This window comes from Ruegeria sp. SAZD011, from assembly GCF_059612545.1.
Genome location: NZ_JBXWQU010000041.1, coordinates 299,282 through 319,879, shown reverse-complemented (window position 1 = coordinate 319,879; position 20,598 = coordinate 299,282). Strand labels below are relative to the sequence as shown.

Below are 20,598 nucleotides of genomic sequence, written 5' to 3'. Positions count from 1 at the left end.
GGAAACCTTCTTCTCAGCCATCGCTCTCGCCGCAACCGTTTTGTTCTGGCTATGAAAAAGAACGAGTCTGGAGCCTAGGAAATCAGACAGATCGATATCCGAAACTGTAAATCTCGCGGAGACCGGCGTAGCATCTGATGTAAGGCTGATGGCTGTGATTTCGGCGCGATCTTCTTCGCTCTCAATTACGATTTGCGGTAGATCACCCGGCCGCTGTGGATCACGCTCTTGCCCGAGCCTCAGGATAGAACCTCTAACAGCGGCGTGATTTTGATACCGCCGAACTTCCAGTCGTCTGCCCTCGTTGCCTCGAACAATCAGACGTATATCGACCTGAGCGTCAGGCCCGCCATGGGCGAGCATGAGCCACACCAGTTGAGACATTGCTCCCAGCGACGCTTCGCCCTGAATTCTGAGCGCGATCGGCTGTTCATTGTTGAGTTTCAGCTGAATATCGCCGGTCGATCCAGATGGGACGACTGCCCGCCATCCGCGCAGGGCGTCGGGGACGATTGGCCTATTGTCTTGAAGCCGGTTTCCGTTCGGATCCAGGAGCATTCCCTCGCGTGACGGCCAGGCGGCAAGAAGTTCCAAGTGTCGACCAGATCCTGGATCTGAGAGCCTCAACGTGATCAGCCCGATTGGAGACCCTGGCGCGGTTAGGCTCAGTTTGCCTAGGGCACAACCAACTTCCTGGCGAACCACCTGGTCTCCCAAAGACAATGCAAGCGTCCAGGTACCAGGGAGCCCATCCGCGGACAGCTCCACCGTTCCCGCTGACACCTCCCTTAGAACCAGGCTCGTTTCTGAGGGAAGACAGACAATCCGCATTTGAGCGACGCCAAAAGAGTCGCCGCTCCAAGAGATGACTTTCGTTCCCAAGCTCCGACCATCGCGCACAATTACTGAAGATTGATCAGGAGCGCGCAAGGGAGCGTCACCGATACCTGCCAGTACTGTTGGCTCACCCAAAAAAATCGGGCTTCCGTCCTTTAAGCGCCAGACGGTCAGAGTGTCGCCGATCGGCATGATGCGGGCATGATCTTCAGCGTTTTCGAGCCCTGTACCTATGCGAAGTTGTAGGCCTTGAACTGCAACAACGCCGGTTCCAGACACAGGCCAAAGTTGTCCATTTTCGGCTTCTTGGGGGTCTCCGACACATAGCCCGTCACTGACGGAAGGTTGGCAGTCAGCATTTGTGAGGATCCAAAGCGCCTCTGATTGCGTGCGTCCTGAAGATGGAAGCAATGTATCGGGCCCCAAGCCTTCAACTTGATCCGCAGCCCTCCAAATGCTTGGAGCCTCTAGAGGGTGAGGTAGCCCGGGGTCCATGACAACCGAGCCGAGAGAACGCCCGTCCGCATATGCTTCGAGAACGATCATCTCTGAGATATCCCATTGAGAAGCCGTCGTTTTCTGCGCCCCAAATCGACGTAGACTCCATGCTTTTTCCTCAGGCGACGCAGTGTAGCTAACGGATGCGCCCCCCAGATCGGACGTGGCGACCAGCCTCAGCCTCTGCCCCACCGCCTCCGGCAGCAAGTCTCCAGGGATGGTGCCACTCGGCGCGTACTTAACATAGCCCCGCCAGATACCATCACTGCCTCGGCGCAACTGCCGTGCTATTGGCACGTCCGTCCTGACGAGGCGAGTTCGTTCAGACTTGAGAGCTGGTCTGATCAGAGCCTCATACGCCTTAGATGAGAGACGCAACGGCAAAGTTTTTTTCCAATCACGGACATTGTCGTCGAGCCAGTTCTCGATCAGTTCCGGCTCGACTCCTTCAGGAACTTGCTCGCGAAGCTCGACGAGCGACATACCGAACTCTGAGAGAGCCTTAACCCAGTCTGTATTGTGAAAGGCCTGCGGAAGACTGACGATATATCTGCCCGCAATCGTTGGCGCGATAACTCGTGCGTGAGTTCCGCCCTCAGCTTCAATCTCTCTCAAGAACCCTACGACAACTCTGTTGTACAGGCCCTGCTGCTGCAGAAGTGCCTGTGGTAGTCCGCCCTCTGACATCAACGAGTAAAGATATTGGTGTATCCCAGTTTCAGTCATACGGACTTTTCTGCGCCACCACTTCAATCCCCGAGCAACCAAAGACACCGCTAGGTCGCGATCCTCGGCGATCCCCAGTCCATCAAATACGAAGCTCCAAGTCAGCTGGCCCCCGAGAAAGTTCGCTCGTATGTGTTCTGAAGCCCAAAGAACAAACGCGGCGGAAGTCTCGGGCAAAGCCTGTCCGATGGACAACCGAGCAGGCAGTATTGACCCCAAACGGGCATGAGCTTCGGCTGAGTAACTGTAAGAAAACATTGGTCTGCCGTCGGGCGCGGCTAAACCTCCGCTTTCGTCTAGGACTTCATCAAGTATCTTCATTTGATAGCTGCTCGACGCATTTTTTTTCGCTAGGGCGATCTGCCCTCTTTTGTAATTGAGGTATTGTCTTTTTTAGGAAACGGGAGAATTGATTTCTGTTGAGCATTCAAGATACCTACAAAACGCATTTGCCAGTTGCATCTGCCGCGGTGTCCGACATTCCGCCTCGAACACTTTAGGCGAGGCCACCAGGACCGCAACGCACTTTGCTCGTGAGATTGCAACGTTGAAGCGGTTTGCACTGTACAGGAACTCCATGCCCCGCGGTGCGTCAGCATGGCTCGAAGTCGCCATCGAGTAGATCGCGATCGGCGCCTCTTGGCCCTGGAACTTGTCGACAGTCCCAACGCGCGCGCCGGGCAGACGTTGCTGAATCTCAAAGACCTGCGCATTGTACGGCGCGATGATCAGGATGTCCTCGAGCGTGAGTGGCCTCTCCTGACCCTCTCGGTCAATCCACGTCGGCTGACCAGACAGAACCTCTTGGACGAGCCGCGCAACAGCCTCTGCCTCTTCGATCGACGAACTCTGATTGCCCGTGTGCTCGACGGGGAGATACCTCAGCCCTGAGCCCGTGAGGGAACCGGCGCCGCGGATTTCCTGCAGCTCGCATCCTGCTACTGAATGCAGCTTTTCGTCATAGAAGAGCTCCGAATTGAACCGGCGAATCTCGGGATGCAGGCGCCACGTCTCCTCGAGGAAGAGGCCCTGATCCCCGGCAATCGTATGCGCGCCGCCGAGGACATGCTCCAGCGCGGAGACGCCGGTCCCGTCCGGATGCGTGCCCTGCGTGGGCTGGTCTAGCTGCTGAGGATCCCCTAGCAGGATCACGGCCTTCGCGCTCTGGGCCACCGCCAGGACATTGGCAAGTGACATCTGGGCGGCTTCGTCGATCACGAGCACATCAAGCACTTCATGGGCGTCAGCCCTTGACGAGAGGAAGTGCGTCGCACCGGCAACCTGCGCCGATCCTGAGCGGAGCGCCGTGTAAACAGCATCATTCTTGGTCACGAACTTCAGGCGATCCTGATCTGGTTCTTTGTCCCCAGACTTCGGTTTCTGAACACAGCAGAGATCGACCTTCATTTCCGGCGCCGCCTCGACAACCTTGTCGAGCAGGTTTCGGATCACCTTGTGGCTGTTGGCCGTGATTCCGATCTTCTTTCCACGCTTAACGAGCTCGCAGATCATGCGCGCGCCCGTGTGTGACTTGCCGGTTCCCGGAGGGCCCTGGATCGGGAAGATGCCGTCCTCAAGCTCGCGTGCCACGCGAAGTGCAGCCTGCAGGGTCGTTTCGTCCGACTGGCGGATCGGTCCATCGCTAAGCTCCGGCCTGAGACGAAGCAAGAGCGCCCGGGCGCTACGATAAGGCCCGTCCCCTTCGATGCCATGGTCGGCGACATACTTGCCCAGTCGCATCAGGCTGTCAGCCTGTTCCTTGGTGTCGAACATCTGATGCGCGAAGACGCCCTCGGGGTGGATGTCGGCCGTCTTCCCCATCTTCTTGATGTCGACCGTCCGGTCATCCGCAGAAACCGCGATAACGCTGCCGATCTTGTCGCCGCCGTTCATCCGCAGTTCTTCTTCACCGCGGAGATCCGTGTCCTGCTGCGGGAAAGCATACCGGTGAACCGGCGTCCGCGCGCCCGGTGGCGAGACGTCTCCGACAAACGTCAGCTGCGACAGCGCGGCGCGCTCGTCGACGAGTTCTTCCGGCGTGAGCGCGGAGAGACGGAAGTATTCCCACCATGCGGCCTTGTCCTCGCGGCGATGCCAGTCGAGGATATTCGCGAGGATCCAGCGCGCGTGCTGTTCTTCGCTCCGCTCTTCGATATCCGCGGGCACGTCGGCCGTGAGACGTTCGATCAGAGCCTGCACTGCTTCCTGACGTTCAGTCAGCGCTTCGCTTGGCTCCCGGACCGACGGCAAGGGACGCGGCACATCGGTTCCGGCGTCGACGAGCTCCTGCCGACGGTCTTCAAGCCAGTCGCGGAGGGCAATGGTAGAGGTGCAGTCCTCGTAGTTGTAGGACTGCACGGTCGCGCGCACCTCGCCGTCAATGGCATCGATGTCGCCCAGTTCGAGCCCGGCCTGCAGGCGCGCTAGAGCCACGTTCGCATCTGGCAGGCTGGTATCCCGTACAAAGCCGTAGATCGGCTCCAGCTTCTTGATCGAGTAGCTCTCGACCCCGGCGCGCAGCCCATTGCGCACGACGCTGTAGAGATCGACCAGCAGATTGCTGCGCAGGAAGTCGTCGATTTCGCCTTCCCGGGTCGCGTAGCGGCCCATCAGGCGTTTCAGCGCCCCGGGTTCATAGGGTGCATAGTGAAAGACATGCAGGTCAGGATACTGCTCCCTGCGCGCATTCACGAAGTCCACGAAGCGCTCGAAGATCGCCTTCTCGCCTTCCCGATCAAACGCCCAGTCCGCCGTGTAGGTCCAGGTGCCACTTTCATCGCGATAGATATAGCCGAAGAGATACTCGAGGCCGTGTTCCCCAACGAACGCATCGCTTTCGATGTCGAAGAAAATATCTGCGTCAGAAGGTTCAGGCAGCAGACACAGGCCGATATCTTCAACGATCGGCAGGAGCTCATACCGGACTTCCCCGACTTCACGAGACTCCATTTGAATGCGGGCCTGCTCACGTGCCTTCTCATAGTAGAGCGGCGACCCCTTCTTAGGCTTCCAGGGCATGGGCGTCGGCATTTCCGCGAGTGCTGCTGCGGTCGTGATCCCGTTGTCCTGAAGTTCGGCAGTCTGGTTCTTGCTGATCCCGGCGACCAGGCAGAGATGGTCATCTGCACGGCGCCGTGCGTCGCACTGGATCCGCCATCTGCAGATGTCGCAGTGTTCCTTCGGCTCAGGATACTGACCTCCCAGCACTCCGCCGGCAGTCGCCGCTTCAGCGGCGGCCTTGGCCTTCCGGAAATACGCAGCGTAGTCCGCGTATCGAAACACTTGAGGTTCGAAGTCGGACCAGGGCGCCACAACGTAGACATATTCAGGCGCGATCCCCTGCACCTGTTCCAACAGGTCGGCGTAGAGACAAAGCTGAAGCACCGAGCCAGCCTTGGTCTCGCGGGCAAGTTTCGTGTCGATGATCTCGTAGGACCACGACCCGAGATGGCTGGGTTTCTCGACCCGCCGCAGGATATCGGCCCGCCCGACCCACCTGCCATGTGCAAGCGCCGCCTGGACGATGATCTGAGCGCCAGACTCCATCGCAGTCCGGGTCTCGGTGACGGCCGCTGGCGTGATGTCGACTCCGTCGATCCGGATGGACGTCAGGCCCTGAGCCTCAAGGTGCGCGATGAAGGCGTTTTCATGCTGGTCACCCCGCTCTCGAAGAACCTCGAGAAGCGGATCCCAATGCTTCGGCTTCGCAAGCGCTCCTTCAGCAACCTGAAGATCCAGCTCGGTCAGATGGCCGCAGTTCAGATGGCCGACGAGGTCGGATGCACTCAGGACGATCTGATCGACATGCTTTTTCATGGTTGCGCCTCCCAGAGACGCTCCGAGAAGCGGTTAAACGCTGTGACCTTGTGCATCGGCACATTGGCGTCCCGACCGTAGATTTCAGCCCGGAGCCAGGCGATCTCCGACGAGGGGTCGGCGGTGATCGTCCACCAGACCCTTCCCAGCGGAAGCTCAGCCGGCCGCCAGCGATACCCGCGCTCCTTCAGTTTCTGGCGCTCGTCAAAGGGAGCATCGACCGCCCGGACGAGGTGTTCTTCCCGGAGCGCGGCATCCCGGACCGCTGACATGACACGCTGGCCCGACAGAGGCAGCTCCTGCGCGAGCAGGGCCAGACAGGCCTCGCAATCCGCGAGCGCCCGATGGCCATCGTAGAACCAGCCGAACTGCATGCCGAGATAGTCGAGCTTGCCCGCCGAGAAGCCCTCGCGCAGCCAGTCGATACTCGTGAGAGAGCACCCCCAGGGCTTCCCGGCAAAGCAGGGCCAGAGCTTCTCGACCATGACCCGGTCGAAACTGGCGTTGTGGGCGATGATCAGGTCCGCATCCACCACCAGCGCCTCCACGTCAGAACCGTTGATCGTCCGTCCCGCGACCGTTTCAGCCGTCAGTCCGGTGACCAGACTGGCCTCGTCCGAGATCGGGACGCCTGGCTCGCGAAGTCCCTCAAAGGCCCTGTCGTGCTCGATCTCGAGGATCCGTCCGGTCTCGAGCTCATAGGAGAACGGCAGCATGGCCAGCTGGATCACTTCGTCACCCTCGAGCGAAAGGCCGGTGGTCTCAACATCGATGACCAGGGCGCGCTTGACCGTACCGCCACGTGGATCATTCAGGCGGCGCGGCAGAGCAAGCCGGCGAAGGAGCCGCCAATCATCCGCATGGGCTTGCGCCCCGCTCTGAATGACGTGCTCTGCACCGATCGCAAAGAGACTTTGATCGTTCATCGCGCCACCTGCTTCCTGTCAACCGCAACGCGCATCACTTGTTCTCCTCGAACATGCGGGCGAGGCGTCCATAGCTTTCCTCGGGCAGGAGCTTGAGGATCTTGATCAGCTGGTCATCCCCGCTGCTCAGAACGCCCTTCCGGAAGACATCGCGGATGGCTTCCCCCTCCTGAACCTCCTCTTCCTCGAGCTCCATGCCCCGGATGATGGCCCCAACCCGCAAGGCCTCATTCAGAGAGATCTCGAAGGCATGTGCGAACGCCGCGCCGCAAGACTGACAGTCCTTGGCGCTGAGAGGATTGAGCGCCCCGCAAGCGTCGCAGGTCTTCATCCTGGGCTGACGGACAGGAAACTCCGCATCGCAGACATGGCAGGCGGTCGCGTCCTTCGCGCACTCTGCGCCACAGTCCGGGCAGACCTTGGTGTCTGGCGTATCCGACGGGCGCAATTTGGCCGGCGACATTTCGGCCTCTACCCGGCGCGCGTACTCCTCGAAGATGCGATGCGTCGGCATCACCACATAGGCACGAGAGTCGTCCTGCGGCCCGAAGTTCCGTACAACCCGGCCCATAGCCTGCCGGAAAGAGAGCTCCGTCTGCGCATTCGGCAGATAGGCGAGGATGCGCAGGCGCTGGATATCGACGCCCTCGGAGATCATGGCCACAGACACGATCCAACGCTTCTTGCTGTTGCGAAACGCCGTGATCTTGCCTTCAGGGTTGGCGACCTGGTTATGGACGACCACGGGTTTCTCGCCATCAAGGAGCTCGAGCAGCTCCGCCATGTACTCCGCAACCGGAATGTTGGGCGCAATCACGAGGCCGCCGGCCTCGGGCATGCGAAGCCGAAGGTCATTCAGCTTGTCGATGCACCACTGAAGCATGCTGGCCTGATAGGAATCAGGATCTGCCGCGCCCGAGGCCAGATACTTCGGTGTGCAGGCGAGCTTGTAGTAGTCCAAGGCTTGCTGAAGTCCCCGGATCCGCTTCAGCGCGGGCGAGAAGTGGGTGTCCTCCGTGCCGGACACGGAAATGTTTTCCCCGTCATCCAGCTTCACAGAGAACTTTCCTTCGTGCCGGTGGAACGTGATCGGCCGGCAATACTCGAGGTCGACGGCCTCACCATAGGTGAGTGTGTAGGACCCTCCCGCGGGGTGATCGATCAGCCCCTGATCATCATAGGCCAGCCAGACGGATTCCTTTCCGTCGGACCGGATCGGGGTTCCGGTGAGGATCAACGCATACTTAGCGTCCGCGAAGGCACCGTTTGCGCCATCCCCCCATGCCGCCGCGACGGCAGCATGGTGATGCTCATCGCAGATGACGAGCGTCCGGTCCTTCCGGCACACGGCCTGAAGTCCATCGAGCGAGCTCTGGATCGCCGACCAGGTCGCGCACAGGTCGACGCCATATTCTTCGGGTTCTTCGTCGGCCCCGGTGATCTGAAGCATCGGACGCCCGGTCACGAGCTTGAATTCAGTCGCCCACTGCTTCACGACCGCCTTGCGCGGGGCGATCACGATCACCCGATCGATCAGATCCGCATCAAGCAGACGCTGCGCGATGACGGAGGCGCAGATGGTCTTGCCGGCGCCCGGTGCCGCATTGACCAGGAAATGCCGATCTTCGCCGGCCTTGAGCCAGTCCATTGCTTTGTTGGCGCAGGCGGCCTGCCAGGGTCTCAGATTAATCGTCGTCATGGCTCGCACCTTTCTTCAGGTTGCAGCTCGCACAGAGCGCCTGCCCGTTCTCCAGTATCGTGGGTCCACCCTTCGAGTGGGCGCGCACATGATCCGCATGGAAATCCGCATCAAGCACCGCTCCGCATTTCTGGCAGAGGTTGCCGGCGAGCATCCGCAGGACGCGCCTTTGACGAGGTGTAAACGCACGCCTCATTTCTTGATCCAGTACTCGGTCAGCTGGATTTCCTTGTAGGGAAGGCCCTCAGGAACCTTGCAGACCGTGTATTCGTTGATCCGGCGGATCACCTTCGCCATCGGGACCTGCCTTGATGCGACCAGAAATCCGTCCTTCTTCATGCGACCGAACTCTGCGTTCGGCCCCTGAACTCCGAAGAGCAGGATCGCTTCCAAAAGTGTGACCGGATGCCCCTCCAGCATGTGCTCTCGCAGGGCGGATGCCGCTTTGTACTCAGCCATAGATCTCCTCCAAAACCATGTCTTCACGGCTGCCATTCAGCAGCTCCTTCAAACCATCAAGCCGGCTGCAGCCAGCGATGCGGTCGTATTGCAGGCCCGTCTCTGTCTCCAGAATCCGCCCCTGGAATTTGTCGAATGCGGTGCAGAGATCATAGGAATAGTATCCCTGATGACGCCGCGCCTCAGGATGCCCGTCGGTGATGTACTCTCGTTTCGAGAGCTCAATCAGTTTCTGGGCTGCCCCGAGCAACTCCTCGGTCGAAATGATGCCCTCAGGCAGCTGCTGCGACAGCTCACCAAAGACTGCCGAAAGAAGGGACACGCCCCGGAGCTTTTGCCTGGTTTTCATCTCGCCTCTCCCTTCCCTTGGATCCACACCCGCCCCAACTCAGTGAACAGTCGCACCAAGCGGGACACACGCCGGCTCTTCGGCGTCCTTCTCGGCAGCACCTCCTGCGCGCATGTGCGCTTGCTGGGAGATTGCGCCGAGCAGCACCGGGATGACCCGCATCGGGTCGCCACAGACCTGCAGCCCCATGTCGGTCGCCACCGAGGTCAGCGCGAAGGCGACCATCGAGGGATCGTTGCCCTCATCGAGAAGCGCCTTGGTGAGCGCACTCACTTTAGCGGTGACCTCCTCCAGCTCGTCTCTCTCTCGCTGCGCCATCTTGCGACATCCCCAAAAAATTGCGGCCTCGCCGCTGCTGACCCCGAGATAAGAAACCTTACGTCATGTTGCAAGATATTTTTTGTTTTTCAGCGCAAATTTTCTTATGGCACCGAGCCGATCCCCACCTAGAGTCTCGCTAAGTATAAGTTTTATTTACCATAAATTCGACGAGATGGATCCGGGGCGTCCTATCGAAAAAACATAAAGGGTCTTGCATTAGCGCAAGATTCCTTCTATTTGGGTCCACATGAAGATTCTAATGGCATGGATAGGCACGCAGGACCTCGTCGCCCCGACCCACCCTGAGGGGCAGACGGGCCCGATCTGCAGTGCGGTAGAGGAGCGGCGCTTTGACCGCCTGGTTCTCATCGCGAACCAGGACGGCTCGAAGGTAGCAGCCTACACGGATTGGCTGAGCCAGCGGATTCCGGCGGAAATCGTCGTCGAGAGCGTCCAGCTGAGCGATCCAACCGATATCGCGGCGATCCACGAGATCACGGTGGATGTTGTGAACCGCTGCCGGCGGGCCGCTGCCCCTGACATCCCTGAACTCACCTTTCATCTGAGCCCGGGCACCTGGGCCATGGCGCTTGTCTGGGCCATACTGGGCGCAACGCGCTTTCCGGCTGAATTGCTGCAGTCGTCGCGGGAAGGCGGCGTTCAGACGATAGAAGTTCCGTTCGACGTCTCAGCCGAACTCCTTCCAAAGATAATTGAGTCAGCGGATGCGAGGCTCGCCAAGCTCAGCGGCGGCCTTGATACGAGGACATTCGGCGACCTCATTTTCAGAAGCCCGGCGATGGACCGCATGGCGCGCAAGGCGAAGAAGGCTGCCGTCCGCAATGTGCCTGTTCTGATCGAGGGCGAAGCAGGCACAGAGAAGGAAGTCTTGGCGCGAGCCATCCATGATTTCGGCCCACGAAGTGACAAGCCTTTCGTCTCGTTGAACTGCGGCGCCCTTAAGCTCGACCAGATCGACGCCGAGATATTCGGATCTGGCGATGGCGGCGGCGCCCTCGCAGAGGCGTCGGGCGGCACTCTCTATCTCGATGAGGTCGAACTTCTGCCGCCGCAAGCACAGGTTCGTCTTCAGATTCTTCTCGATGAGATGGCTGGTGATGAGATTGTGACTTCGAAGGGCGGGAAGGCAGATGTGCGGATCATTGCTGCCACTAGAAAGCAACTGATCGATGTTGTGGCCGCTGGCGATTTCCGCGAAGAGCTCTTCTTCGGACTTGCTGTACTCGTTCTGAAGATCCCCCCTCTTCGAGAGCGCAAGGGAGACCTGGGCCCGCTCATCGATATGCTGCTTGAGCGCATCAATGAGCAAAGCGCGGATGAGCCCGGGTTTGAGAAGAAGACCCTTTCACCCGGGGCGAAGAACGTCCTGCTTCAGCGTCCCTGGCCGGGAAACCTCCGCGAACTTGAAAATTCTCTGCGCCGAGCCGCGATCTGGAGCGAAGGGTCTCAGATCACGGAAGACGATATCTGGGATGCCGTCTTTACCGCGCCGGCGCCGGCGGGGACGCAGAACAGTATTCTTGATCAACCGATCGACGAAGGCGTGAACCTCCAGGAAATCATGGCGGAGGTTGCCAGGCATTACATAACGCGCGCGATCGCGCATGCCGAAGGGAACAAGACAAACGCAGCAAAACTGATTGGATTGCCAAGCTATCAAACGCTGACAAACTGGATGACGAAATATGGCGTATCCTAAGTTTGCAGACACGTCGTCCAATGAGGTCGGCCTGAGGCAGGACTTGCCGCCCCCCTTTAAGCCTAAGGGGAGGCGATGATGAAATCGCGCAACTTCGAATTCCTGCGCCCGGAGTGGCAAGAGCTGGCGGAACTTGGCGCATTCGCTGAGGCCTATGCCTATGCTGACCCAGCAAGCGCGCTGGTGAAGCTCAGGCTCTTTGCCGAAAACCTTACCAAGGACATCTATCGGGACCTCCGACTTCCCAAGCCAGACCAGGCGACGTTCATCGATCTTCTGCGCAATGACGCCTTTTCGGCGATCGTGCCAAAGGTGGTTCTCGACAAGCTGCATGCGCTTCGCATCCACGGAAACAAAGCCGCGCACGGCCATCCCGCGAGCACGACGAATGCCCTTTGGCTGATCAAGGAAGCGTTCGACCTCTCGCGCTGGATCTTCGTCCAGGCGCGCAAGGGCACACCTGATGAGCTGCCCAAGTTCGCAGAGGTTCCGCAGTCAGCTGACGACGAGACGAAAGGCAAGCTGAAGCGCGAAAAACGCGAACTGCTCGAAAAGCTGGTGGGCCAGGAAGCTCAGATGGAGAAGCTTCTCCAGGAGCTTGAGGACGCGCGCAAGACGGCTACGGCCGCGGAGAAGAAGGCTGCGGAGATCGAGGCTCTGGCGTCGTCCGCCGCGGAAGCTGCGAACCTGCTGAAGTTCGATGAGGCCACCACGCGGGCCCGCATCATCGATAGCCTGATCGCGACGGCTGGCTGGAATGTTGCGGCTGGTGCCACCAGCACAAGCGAAGTCGGCAAAGAGGTCGAAGTTCCCTCCCAGCCGACTGCGAGTGGCATTGGATATGCCGACTATGTGCTCTGGGATGATGATGGCGCGCCGCTGGCAGTCGTCGAAGCAAAGAAGACCTCGGTCGATCCTGAGAAAGGTCGGCAGCAGGCTAAACTCTATGCGGACGGTCTGGAGAAGGTTTACGGACAGCGCCCGGTGATCTTCTACACCAATGGTTACGACATCTGGATGTGGGACGACGCCGGCGGTTACCCGCCGCGGAAGGTCTATGGATACTATTCCAAGGACAGTCTTCAGTACCTGGTCAAGTTCCAGCGCAAGAGCCGGAAGGCGCTCAATACGGTCGAGCCGCGTTCCGACATCGTCAATCGGCTCTACCAGATCGAAGCGATCAAGCGCGTGTCGGAACGGTTTACCGGAAACCACCGCAAATCGCTTGTCGTTCAGGCCACCGGCACCGGTAAGACCCGCGTTGCCATAGCACTGACCGAACTTTTGATCCGGGCGGGATGGGTCAAACGCGTGCTCTTCCTGTGCGACCGGCGCGAGCTCAGGAAGCAAGCCAAGAACGCTTTCGGGGATTTTCTCGCCTCTGAACCGATCAGGGTGGTCAGCGGACGGATCGACAGCTCAGCAAAGGAACGCATCTTCATCGCAACCTATCCGGCGATGAAGAAAGTGTTTCAGTCTTTCGATGTGGGGTACTTCGATCTCATTGTCGCCGACGAATCCCATCGAAGCATCTACAATGTCTATGGCGACATCTTCACCTACTTCGACAGCCTGCAGATCGGTCTGACAGCGACACCGGTCGATTTCGTGACGCGCAGTACCTTTAATCTGTTCCAGTGCGAGGGTCAGCTTCCGACCGCAAACTACGACCTGGAAGAAGCCGTGCGTGATGGGTTCCTGACGCCGTTTGAGGTGTTTGAGCACACGACCCAGTTCATGCGCGAGGGGATAACCCTGGACACCCTGACCGCTGAGCAGATCAAGGAACTCGAAGATCAGGGCGAAGACCCGTCTCAGTATGATTTTGCCGCCGACCAGATCGATAGTGTGATCTACAACAAAGACACCAACCGGGCGATCTTGCGGAACCTGATGGAGAATGGGTTGCGAGATGCGACGGGGCAGACCCCTGGCAAGAGCATCATCTTCGCGCGCAATCATCAGCACGCTGTACTGCTCCGGCAGCTCTTTGATGAGATGTACCCCCAGTACGGTGGCCGCTTCTGCCAGGTCATCGACAACTATGATCCGCGTGCCGAGCAGCTGATTGATGACTTCAAGGGCAATGACGACGGCAAGAACGACGAGCTCACCATCGCGATTTCGGTCGACATGCTCGACACCGGGATCGACATCCCGGAGATCCTCAATCTCGTGTTTGCGAAGCCCGTGAAATCGCCCGTGAAATTCTGGCAGATGATCGGGCGAGGCACGCGGCTCTGCGAAGACCTGTTCGGACCCGGACGGCACAAGACCGTGTTCCGGATCTTTGACCATTGGGGGAACTTCGAACGCTTCGAGACAGGCTATCGGCCGGCGGAACCCGCACAGTCCAAATCACTGATGCAGCTTGTCTTTGAGGAGCGCATCAATCTGGCTGAGCTGGCGCTGAAGAAGAGCGAAATCGAGGCTTTTGATGCCATCATCGAGCTGATCGGCAAGGACATCAACGACTTGCCGGAGGACTCTGTCGCTGTCCGCGAAAAGTGGCGTGAGAAGCGGTCGCTCGGGGTGCCGGAAACCTTGAGGGCCTTTGCGCCAGCGACCGTCGTTGCCTTGCGCCAGGTGATCGCGCCGCTCATGCAGTGGCGGAATATCCGCGGACACGGCGACGCCTATGCGCTCGACCTCCTGATTGCCCGCATTCAGATTGCCGTCCTACGGCAATCCAACACGGTCGGAGATCTTAAGATCGACATGCTGGAACGCCTTGGTGCGCTTCAGATGCACCTGAACCCCGTCCGGGAGAAGGCCGCGGTCATCAAGACCGTCAAATCGGATGCGTTCTGGGACAATCTCACTTTCGAAAAGCTCGAAGAAGTCAGAAGGCCGCTTCGTGAAATCATGCGGTACAGGGAGCGCACGTCGGGCACGGCAGTGCCGCCAAAGATCATCGACATCACTGAGACCGCGTCCGAGGTTCAGTCAGGCCGCCGCAAGATCAGTCTCGATGCGGTAAACATGAAGGCCTACCGGCAGGTTGTCGAGGAAGAGCTGCGGAAGCATTTCGATGAGAACCCGACGCTTCAGAAGATCAGCCGCGGCGAGCCTGTCTCCGAAGATGACATCCAGAAGCTCGTGTCGCTGATCCTGGCCCAGACACCAGGCGTCAACCGGGAAATTCTCGAGGAGTTCTTCTCCGAGACGGCCGCCCCTCTGGATTTCGTTATTCGCTCTATAATTGGCCTCGATCCCGAAGCGATTGAAGCAAAATTCGCGGATTTCGCACGGACGCATCCAAGTTTGAAAGCCAAGCAGACACGCTTCCTAGGTCTGCTCAAGAACCACATCGCGCGCTACGGTTCGATCACCCGCGCAAAGCTCTATGAAGATCCCTTCACGGTCGTCGATGCCGACGGGCCCGACGGGGTGTTCGATAATGAAAAAGACGTCGATGAACTCATGGAAATCGTCGACCAGTTTGCGCCGCCCGCAACGGTAAGCGGCGACGAACAAGAAGCCTCTGAAAGGACGAAAGACCAATGATTACAGGTGCCCTCAAACGCGACATCGACGCGCTCTGGACGGAATTCTGGCAGGGCGGGATCACGAACCCGCTCACGGTGATCGAGCAGGTTACCTTCCTCATGTTCGCGCGCCTTCTCGACATCAACGAAACCCGCGATGAAAACCGCATGCGACGTACGCAAAAGCCATTCAAGCGGCGTTTCGACGACGACGAACAGCATCTGCGCTGGTCGCAGTTCCGGCACCTCGGCGCCGAGGAAATGCTGCCGCTCGTTCGAGACGAAGTCTTCCCGCATTTTCGCAAGTCGTCGACCAGCGGATCCGCCTTCGCAGAATTCATGAAGGACGCGCAGCTGATGATCCAGAAGCCCAGCCTTCTGGTGAAAGCGGTCAATATGATCGACAAGCTGCCGCTGACCGAAGGGGACACAAAGGGTGACCTCTACGAATACCTGCTCAGCAAGCTGACCACCGCCGGCATCAACGGCCAGTTCCGGACGCCGCGGCACATCATCCAGCTGATGGTCAAACTACTCGATCCACAGCCGGACGAAATCGTTGGCGACCCATCGGCAGGCACTGGCGGCTTCCTTGTCGAAACGATGCAGTATCTGGTGAAGGAGCACACCTCCGAGGAAGGCATCATCGAGGAGACCGATCCCGAAACAGGCAAGACCGAGAAGATCTACACCGGCGACCTATTGGAGGATCACCGCGAGCACATTCGCAGCAAGATGTTCCACGGGTTCGATTTCGACGCGACGATGCTACGGATCGCGGCCATGAACCTGATGCTGCACGGCGTGGATGACCCAGACATCCACTACCAGGACACGCTCAGCACCGGGTTCAGCGACAAGTATCCGCAGGCGGCAAGCGAAGGGTTTGACGTCATACTCGCCAACCCGCCGTTCAAGGGGCAGCTAGACTTCGAGGACGTGCATCCCGGTTTGCTGCGCAAGGTGAAGACAAAGAAGACAGAGCTACTCTTCCTCGTCCTGATCCTTCGCATGCTGAAAACCGGGGGCCGGTCCGCAACGATTGTCCCCGATGGGGTTCTCTTCGGCTCATCGACCGCCCATGTTGCGCTGCGCCGGCAACTGCTTGATGAGAACCAGCTTGAGGCTATGATCTCCCTGCCGAGTGGTGTTTTCAAGCCCTATGCGGGCGTCTCCACTGGCATCCTCGTCTTCACCAAGGGCGGTCGGACCGATGACGTCTTCTTCTACGATGTCGAAGCCGACGGTTTCTCCCTCGACGACAAGCGGGATCCGATCGAAGCAAACGACCTTCCGGACTGCTTGGAGGCCTGGAAGAAACGCGATTCGCAGAGGGATATAGATCGGACGCAGAAGGCGTTTTTTGTGCCGGCCGAAAAAATTCGCCAGTCGAACTACGATCTCTCGCTGAGCAAATATAAGGAGCGAGTTTACGTAGAAGAGACCTACGATCCGCCCGCTGAAATCCTGTCGCGCATGAAGAAACTGAATGATGACATTGCAAGGGACCTCTCCGAGCTGGAGGAGATGCTCGGATGACTGACTCAACCAATCTAGGCGACGTCTCAGACATCACATCTGGCTTTGCCTTCAGTTCAAAGCAATTTAGCGAGTCCGCCGGCACCCCGATAATTCGGATTCGAGACGTAGCTCGCGGACGAACTGATCTGAAATTTGATGGAGATTTTGATCCTCGGTATTTGGTGAATGACGGCGATCTTCTGATTTCGATGGATGGTGAATTCCGTCTCGCGGAATGGCGTGGCGGAAAGGCGCTTCTGAACCAACGGGTTTGTCGCGTTGAGCCAAAAGATGAGCGAGTCGATCGCAGCTTCCTGAAGCACTTCTTGCCTAAAAAGCTAAAGGAAATTGAGGATCAAACCCCTTTCGTGACGGTTAAGCACTTGTCGGTGAAGTCCATTAGGGAAATTGAACTACCCGACATCCCAAGCCATGAACAACGCCGGATCGCGGCGATCCTCGACAAGGCCGACGCAATCCGCCGCAAACGCGAGCAGGCTCTCGACCTGGCGGATGAGTTTCTGAAGTCGGTGTTTCTGGAGATGTTCTTCGGCCAAACCGTAGAATGGCCTACGGCTACAATGCGCTCGGTCGCAGAACTGATAAACGGCGACCGTTCCAGCAACTATCCCAGTGGAAAGGACATCGTGGCTGACGGGGTTCTTTTCCTGAGCACCAAAAATATTTCAAACTCCCGAATTGTTTTTTCAAATAAGCAATTCATTACCAAAGAAAAGTTCGATTCTCTAAGCCGCGGAAAGTTGCAGAGACACGATTTGGTCGTAACGCTTCGAGGCAGCATCGGTCAGTGTGCAATATTCGACTGCGAATATGAAACTGGGTTTATAAATGCCCAACTCATGATTTTACGCCCATCTCAAGATCTGATGCCAACCTATTTGCACCGTCTGATGACGCACCCGGTCATCCAACACAAGCTCACTGACACGAAATCTGGCTCGGCCGTCCCGCAATTGACTGCGCGGCAGATTGGGGACCTGGAAATCCCGGTTCCCCCTCTAGACGTGCAGAGAGAATTCACCGAAATCGAAAGAAGAGTGACCAGTATTTATTCGAAAATGATCGCTAATCAAACAGAGGCCAAAGCGCTGTTTGGGTCTATTTCTCAACGTGCCTTCCGTGGCGAGCTATAGGATTTTACCATGCGCCTGAGCCACATCGAAATCGAAAACTTCAAAGGCATTGGCACGAAGCAGAGCATAGACCTCGCGCCGATCACGCTGCTCTTTGGCCCTAACAGCGCCGGCAAGAGTACGATCCTTCAAGCGCTGCACTACCTTCGCGAGATCCTCGAGCGCAATAACCCCGACCCCGATCAGACCATCGCCGGCGGCCTGACCGACCTCGGCGGCTTCGCCACGCTCGTCCACAACCACGACCGCAATCGCCCTATCCGCATAAAGGTGCGGATCGATATGACCGAGGATCAGGGCAGCGAGCGACTCCCCTTGAACTCTGGAAATCGGCTTGGCGATCGAGATTTCGAGCGGCTCGGGATCCGCTACATCGTTGGCGAAAACACGGAGTTGCGTGACTATGCAGTCGTCCAGGAGATTGGGCTCGGCGTCGAAGTGCGATGGAGCCATCTCATCGACGCGCCATTTATCTCACGCCTGACTGCAGAAATGGATGGCAAGACGATCGCTGAAATCATCTCGCCTGCGCAGCAAGGGCGTGCCAGACTGTGCAACTTTGCGTTCGACCATCCCCTCCTATCTGAGATTACTGACCCACAATCTGACCTCGAGCTACCCGAAGAAATTCTGGGCGAAGATGAGGGTATTGGGTTTGAGGCGGGCTCGCCCCTTCAGCAGGAAATCTATGACCTCTCAAGACTGGTGTCTTCGATTAAGCAGTCCGACAAGGACGCCTGGGAACGCGCATCACGCGAAAGAAGTGCTTTGCGTGATCAGCTTGAAAAGAGGTTGGCAGAAGTTGACGAAGCACGACAGCCAAGCGAAGAAAAAGCTGAGAATCCTGAAGGACAGAACTCGATATATGCGGTTGCGATCGACACGCCATTGGGGGCTCTGCCCGATCTGGACAAACCGCTCGCACCTGACCTTCGTGACATTGAACCAGCCGACGTAGAAGAAGCCAGCGCCGCCTTGCCGCAACACCTGCAGGTCCCCGGAGCCGGCACGACCAATCAAGCGATTGCCCTAGAGAACGCGCGACGAGACGCGCTTGCTGCGCTGCTGGACGAACTTGTGCTTGGGCCTGCACGCATTGCACGCGACTATCTTAGGACCGTCACATACATTGGCCCTCTGCGAGAGATCCCAAGCAGGAGCTATCGACCTCGTCTTTCGCCTGACGAGTCCAGGTGGGCTCAAGGACTAGCCGCGTGGGATGTTCTATACACGCACGCAGGTGACGACCTGTTGAACACTGTCAACGAATGGATGTCATCGGAGGAGCGACTTCGCACTGGCTACGTGATCGTGAAGTCAGAATACAAACAAATCTCTACCGCAGATGGCCTTCATCGGTTGTTCAAGCGCGGAATCAACGAAGATGATCTTGGTGACTTGCAGGAGCTGTATGAGGCAATTCCAAGCAAATCTGAGATAAGCCTGATGGATGTGGTTCGCAGTATCCCTGTCGCTCCAAGTGATGTTGGCGTTGGAATTTCTCAGATGGTGCCGGTTGTTGTTGCCTGCTTGAAGGAACCCACCGGACTTGTGGCGATCGAGCAACCCGAACTACATATTCATCCGGCAATTCAAGTGGGGCTCGGCGATCTGTTCATCACCGCGACCCAAAGCGAACAACCGGCTACGGGACCAGAGCGCACTTTGTTGGTGGAGACCCATAGCGAACATATCATGCTACGGCTCCTGCGTAGACTTAGAGAGAGTGCCAATCATGAATTGCCCCCAGGAGTACTAGGATTATCCCAAGAAGAGCTATCAGTCGTTTATGTAACACCCACAGAAAAAGGGCCAAAATTCAAAAAGCTTCGAGTCTCTGGCGACGGTGATTTTGTTGATCGATGGCCAGATGGCTTCTTTGAGGAAAGAGACGAAGAGCTCTTTTGATGTTGCGTTTTTATGCCTTAGACCCAAAGTCGATTGCTAGAGACTGGCAGACTTGTAGCCAAGTCTCAGCCTTGTTTGGTTTTGACAGAGGCCGCGTTGTCGAAGTCTTCAATCGAAACTGGTTCAAGCAGCTTGTTGAACAGGTAAACTCAAATGAAGAACTTGGAGTGAATGAAAGAAATCGCATCAAAGCGAAGGCCCGCAGACTTATTGAAGCCTCGGCGATAACCAGTAACCGGAAGTACTCGGAAGCGGAGACTTGGATCCAGAATACTGAAAAAGAGCATAAGAAGTTGCCCTTCGATGGCGTGCTGGCGTCAGAAAACAGAGAACTGCCCCATTGGATTGTAGTCCCTGATGATCTCGACGACGAAAACGACACGCTAAAAGTGTCTCACGAGGGAAGATTTGAACGCTCGGAGGCGGGACTTTTGAAGGCAGCCGGACGTCTACTGTCCTGCGGGAGGGACGCCATATTTATTGATCCCTACTTTAGCCCTTACCGTTTGGAGTATCGTCGCACCCTTCGAGCATTCCTGGAACTCATCGCCAATAGTGCGCGGACGCCAGAGCGAATTGAATTCCACATCACCGGGAAGAATGGCCTCGACCCTTCCGCGTTCAGATCCGCCTGTGTAGAACAATTGGCTGGCGTGATACCAGAGCCACTCTCTATTGTATTCTACATTTGGCGGGAGCGCCGTGGTGGAGAGCAATTTCACGCGAGATATATCCTAACCGAGAAAGGCGGGCTGAGGGTAGATGCAGGTCTCGATGCGGGACGAGCCGGCCAAACCACTCCGGTTACATTGATTTCAGCAACAGAACACCAAACACTGCTTGGCGCCTTTGCGCGTGACGGCGATGTCTATGATCTGCAGAGGCCACCTCTGCTGGTTTCGCACAATTGCCACGCCGAGGAGCTATAGGAGGCCAAATCCCTCAGGTTGCTCTGGATGGGCAACTTGAAGTTTGGTTGCAAATATCGTAGCCTAGAAGTGTTGAAGGTGCGTTGTGATCCTTGCCGTGGGCCGGGTTAAGCCGCATCGCCGCTGTATCTTACCCATGGGGTTGAGTGCCAGCGATAAGACCGAACGCTTTGCATGGCACGGCGTGGTTTTCGGGAAACCGGAGCCGCGCCGTCTTCATTTTCGGGCGGCTCCCGACAAAGGAGAC

General features: G+C 57.8%; 14 protein-coding genes. 6 read left to right on the top strand and 8 right to left on the bottom strand.

Annotated features, from left to right (window positions below; all coding sequences use genetic code 11):
* The 8 genes from AC2FLM_RS22105 to AC2FLM_RS22070 all read right to left on the bottom strand — a co-directional run.
* Positions 1-2,382, bottom strand: a 2,382-nt coding sequence (locus AC2FLM_RS22105; protein ID WP_496859972.1) for an STY4851/ECs_5259 family protein, incomplete at its 3' end; no start/stop codon positions are given.
* Positions 2,383-2,454: 72 nt separating this feature from the next.
* The gene (locus AC2FLM_RS22100) at positions 2,455-5,877 is read right to left on the bottom strand and encodes a TM0106 family RecB-like putative nuclease (RefSeq protein WP_496859971.1); all 3,423 of its coding nucleotides are present in this window, start codon (positions 5,875-5,877) and stop codon (positions 2,455-2,457) included.
* Positions 5,874-6,803, bottom strand: a complete 930-nt coding sequence (locus tag AC2FLM_RS22095) for a 3'-5' exonuclease (protein ID WP_496859970.1) — start codon at positions 6,801-6,803, stop codon at positions 5,874-5,876. The genes AC2FLM_RS22100 and AC2FLM_RS22095 overlap by 4 nt, the downstream gene beginning before the upstream one ends.
* 34 nt (positions 6,804-6,837) lie before the next feature.
* A complete protein-coding gene (locus AC2FLM_RS22090) occupies positions 6,838-8,502 on the bottom strand; it encodes a DEAD/DEAH box helicase (protein WP_496859969.1) in 1,665 nt (554 codons plus the stop codon).
* Complete coding sequence (locus tag AC2FLM_RS22085) at positions 8,489-8,656, bottom strand: HNH endonuclease (protein ID WP_496859968.1); 168 nt, start codon at positions 8,654-8,656, stop codon at positions 8,489-8,491. The genes AC2FLM_RS22090 and AC2FLM_RS22085 overlap by 14 nt, the downstream gene beginning before the upstream one ends.
* Before the next feature lie 38 nt (positions 8,657-8,694).
* On the bottom strand, positions 8,695-8,961 hold the full coding sequence (locus tag AC2FLM_RS22080) for a hypothetical protein (protein ID WP_282370188.1): 267 nt from the start codon (positions 8,959-8,961) through the stop codon (positions 8,695-8,697).
* Positions 8,954-9,310: a hypothetical protein gene (locus AC2FLM_RS22075; protein WP_496859967.1), complete on the bottom strand. Its 357-nt coding sequence runs from the start codon at positions 9,308-9,310 to the stop codon at positions 8,954-8,956. The genes AC2FLM_RS22080 and AC2FLM_RS22075 overlap by 8 nt, the downstream gene beginning before the upstream one ends.
* A 39-nt stretch (positions 9,311-9,349) precedes the next feature.
* Entirely contained in the window at positions 9,350-9,628 is a 279-nt protein-coding gene (locus AC2FLM_RS22070) for a hypothetical protein (RefSeq protein ID WP_496859966.1), read from the bottom strand.
* A gap of 262 nt (positions 9,629-9,890) precedes the next feature.
* Between AC2FLM_RS22070 and AC2FLM_RS22065 the strand changes: the two genes are divergently transcribed.
* The 6 genes from AC2FLM_RS22065 to AC2FLM_RS22040 all read left to right on the top strand — a co-directional run bounded on the left by AC2FLM_RS22065 (position 9,891) and on the right by AC2FLM_RS22040 (position 20,351).
* Entirely contained in the window at positions 9,891-11,351 is a 1,461-nt protein-coding gene (locus AC2FLM_RS22065) for a sigma 54-interacting transcriptional regulator (RefSeq protein ID WP_496859965.1), read from the top strand.
* A 78-nt stretch (positions 11,352-11,429) separates the two neighbouring features.
* The gene (locus AC2FLM_RS22060; protein ID WP_496859964.1) at positions 11,430-14,858 is read left to right on the top strand and encodes a DEAD/DEAH box helicase family protein; all 3,429 of its coding nucleotides are present in this window, start codon (positions 11,430-11,432) and stop codon (positions 14,856-14,858) included.
* Positions 14,855-16,378: a type I restriction-modification system subunit M gene (locus AC2FLM_RS22055; protein WP_496859963.1), complete on the top strand. Its 1,524-nt coding sequence runs from the start codon at positions 14,855-14,857 to the stop codon at positions 16,376-16,378. The genes AC2FLM_RS22060 and AC2FLM_RS22055 overlap by 4 nt, the downstream gene beginning before the upstream one ends.
* Positions 16,375-17,514 (top strand): restriction endonuclease subunit S, encoded by a 1,140-nt coding sequence (locus AC2FLM_RS22050; RefSeq protein WP_496859962.1) that lies wholly within the window; start codon positions 16,375-16,377, stop codon positions 17,512-17,514. Before AC2FLM_RS22055 ends, AC2FLM_RS22050 begins: the two co-directional genes overlap by 4 nt.
* 9 nt (positions 17,515-17,523) lie before the next feature.
* The gene (locus AC2FLM_RS22045; protein ID WP_496859961.1) at positions 17,524-19,422 is read left to right on the top strand and encodes an AAA family ATPase; all 1,899 of its coding nucleotides are present in this window, start codon (positions 17,524-17,526) and stop codon (positions 19,420-19,422) included.
* The gene (locus AC2FLM_RS22040; RefSeq protein ID WP_496859960.1) at positions 19,422-20,351 is read left to right on the top strand and encodes a hypothetical protein; all 930 of its coding nucleotides are present in this window, start codon (positions 19,422-19,424) and stop codon (positions 20,349-20,351) included. Before AC2FLM_RS22045 ends, AC2FLM_RS22040 begins: the two co-directional genes overlap by 1 nt.
* Positions 20,352-20,598 lie beyond the last annotated feature (247 nt).